At 57.0% G+C, this 2,492-nt stretch carries 3 protein-coding genes; all 3 read right to left on the bottom strand.

Features of this window, described 5'->3' with window-relative positions; all coding sequences use genetic code 11:
• Nucleotides 1-64: 64 nt before the first annotated feature.
• Genes ureC through BLO43_RS16060 form a run of 3 tightly spaced genes read right to left on the bottom strand, consistent with a single transcriptional unit; the run spans nt 65 to nt 2,451 of the window.
• A complete protein-coding gene (gene ureC, locus BLO43_RS16070) occupies nt 65-1,771 on the bottom strand; it encodes an urease subunit alpha (RefSeq protein WP_090908044.1) in 1,707 nt (568 codons plus the stop codon).
• Nucleotides 1,772-1,807: 36 nt separating this feature from the next.
• Nucleotides 1,808-2,134: an urease subunit beta gene (locus BLO43_RS16065; protein WP_181319728.1), complete on the bottom strand. Its 327-nt coding sequence runs from the start codon at nt 2,132-2,134 to the stop codon at nt 1,808-1,810.
• 14 nt (nt 2,135-2,148) lie between these two features.
• Entirely contained in the window at nt 2,149-2,451 is a 303-nt protein-coding gene (locus BLO43_RS16060) for an urease subunit gamma (RefSeq protein ID WP_074633037.1), read from the bottom strand.
• Nucleotides 2,452-2,492 lie beyond the last annotated feature (41 nt).

Genomic DNA, 2,492 nt, shown 5'->3' with positions numbered 1-2,492 from the left:
AGCACGAGCTGCGCGAAAATCGAATCCGCTTGCGCTATCTTGGTATTTAGCGTAAGCATTTCTGTTAGAACAGGAAGTAGCGTTGCGCCATCGGCAGAACATCTTCCGGCCCGCAGGTCAGAAGTTGACCATCCGCCCTTACTTCGTAGGTCTCCGGATCAACTTCCATCTTGGGGGTCGCGCCATTGTGAATCATGTCCTTCTTGCGCAGATTCCGCGTGTTCTTGACGGCGATCAGGTTCTTGTCCAGTTTCAGGCTATCGACCAGACCTCCATCAAGGGCCGCTTGCGAAGTAAAGGTGAAGCACGATGTCTTGATGCCCCCGCCGTATCCACCAAACATGTAGCGGTAGTGCACGGGCTGGGGAGTGGGAATCGAAGCATTCGGATCGCCCATCAGCGAGGCCGCAATCATGCCGCCTTTCAGGATCATGGAGGGCTTGACACCAAAGAACGCGGGGCGCCACAGAACCAGATCCGCGTACTTGCCCACTTCAATCGAACCAATCGCGTGCGCAACGCCGTGCGTGATGGCCGGGTTGATGGTGTATTTCGCAATGTAGCGCTTGACCCGAAAGTTGTCGTTCTTCGAGTTGTCTTCCTGCAGTGAGCCGCGCTGCGTCTTCATCTTATGCGCGGTCTGCCAGGTGCGCGTCACCACTTCACCAATGCGTCCCATTGCCTGGGAATCCGACGACATCATCGAGATGGCGCCCATGTCATGCAGAATGTCCTCGGCAGCAATCGTTTCCTTGCGTATGCGCGATTCGGCGAAGGCAAGATCCTCGGCGATATTCGCATGCAGGTGATGGCATACCATCAGCATGTCAAGATGCTCATCCAGCGTATTGACGGTATAGGGCCGGGTCGGGTTGGTGGAGGACGGCAAAACGTTGTCCAGACCTACGACCGCGATGATGTCCGGTGCGTGTCCGCCGCCGGCGCCTTCGGTATGGAACGTGTGGATGGTCCGGTCCTTGAATGCGGCAACCGTGTTTTCCAGGTAACCGCCTTCGTTGATGGTGTCCGTATGGATAGCGACCTGAATGTCGTATTTATCCGCAACGTTCAGGCAGTTGTCGATCGCCGCATAGGTGGTGCCCCAGTCCTCGTGCAGCTTGAGCCCGCATGCACCGGCCAGAACCTGTTCTTCGTTCGGCGTAGGCAGGCTGACGTTGCCCTTGCCGAAAAAACCGGTGTTCATGACCAGTCCGTCGGATGCCTGCAGCATGGAGTGAATGTGCCACGGGCCCGGGGTACAGGTGGTGGCCGCCGTGCCCACTGCCGGGCCGGTACCGCCGCCCAGCATGGTAGTGATGCCGTTCATCATCGCGTCTTCGGCCTGCTGCGGACAGATGAAGTGAATGTGGCTGTCGATGCCGCCGGCGGTGACAATCAAACCCTCGCCGGCGATGATTTCCGTGGCGGCGCCGATCGACATGGTGACGTCGGGCTGAATGTCCGGATTGCCCGCCTTGCCGATTGCTCCAATCTTGCCGTCTTTCAGGCCTATGTCGGCCTTGACGATGCCCCAATGGTCAATAATGACAGCATTGGTAATCACCGTATCCATTACGTCGGCGTGGTTGCGCTGCGATTGGCCCATGCCGTCGCGTATCACCTTGCCGCCGCCGAATTTCACCTCTTCGCCATAGGTAGTGAAGTCCTTCTCGATTTCAATGAAAAGTTCCGTGTCGGCCAGGCGAACGCGATCCCCCGTGGTGGGGCCCATCATCTCGACATAGGCGTGGCGGGATATTTTAAAAGTCATTTTTTACTCCTCTGTAGGTTATTGGCGGGCGTGGCGCTATTTCAGCTTGCCCATCACTTTCTGGTTAAATCCGTATACCGCCCGGTCCCCGCCCAGCTCGACCAGCTCGATGGTGCGCTCCTGGCCTGGCTCAAAACGCACCGCCGTGCCCGCCATGATATTCAGGCGCATGCCGTAGGCCTCCTCCCGCTCAAAGTTCATCGCGGAATTGACCTCGTAAAAATGAAAGTGTGAACCGATTTGTATGGGCCGGTCGCCGCCATTGGAAACCTTCAACGATTTGGTCTTTCTGCCGACATTCAGTTGGATGTCACCGGGCTGGGTAAATATTTCTCCCGGAATTAGGGGTAGTCTTGCCATCATGATCTCCTGATTTTTTAGGGAATGGGGTTGTGGACCGTCACCAGCTTGGTGCCGTCCGGAAAGGTCGCCTCAACCTGGATATCGGGGATCATTTCGGGAACCCCTTCCATCACCTCGCCTCGCTTCAGCACGCGCGTGCCTTCCGCCATCAGCGCCGCCACCGAATGGCCGTCGCGCGCCCCCTCCATCACCGCACAGGTGATCAACGCAACCGCTTCCGGGTAGTTGAGCTTCAGGCCCCGCGCCTTGCGCCGTTCCGCCACTAATCCGGCAGTAAATATCTGCAGCTTGTCTTTCTCTCTTGGTGTAAGGTCCATTGCTTCCTCCTCGTTAAATTAACAATTGTTTTACTTCTTCC

This window comes from Nitrosospira sp. Nsp13 (genome assembly GCF_900101945.1).
Lineage (GTDB): Bacteria > Pseudomonadota > Gammaproteobacteria > Burkholderiales > Nitrosomonadaceae > Nitrosospira > Nitrosospira multiformis_D.
The sequence above is the reverse complement of the archived record's forward strand: the minus strand, read 5'-3'. Positions and strand labels throughout refer to the sequence as shown.

Coding starts and splice junctions, on each gene's coding strand:
- ureC (WP_090908044.1), bottom strand. CDS start 1,771: ATGACTTTTAAAATATCCCGCCACGCCTATGTCGAGATGATGGGCCCC.
- BLO43_RS16065 (WP_181319728.1), bottom strand. CDS start 2,134: ATGATGGCAAGACTACCCCTAATTCCGGGAGAAATATTTACCCAGCCC.
- BLO43_RS16060 (WP_074633037.1), bottom strand. CDS start 2,451: ATGGACCTTACACCAAGAGAGAAAGACAAGCTGCAGATATTTACTGCC.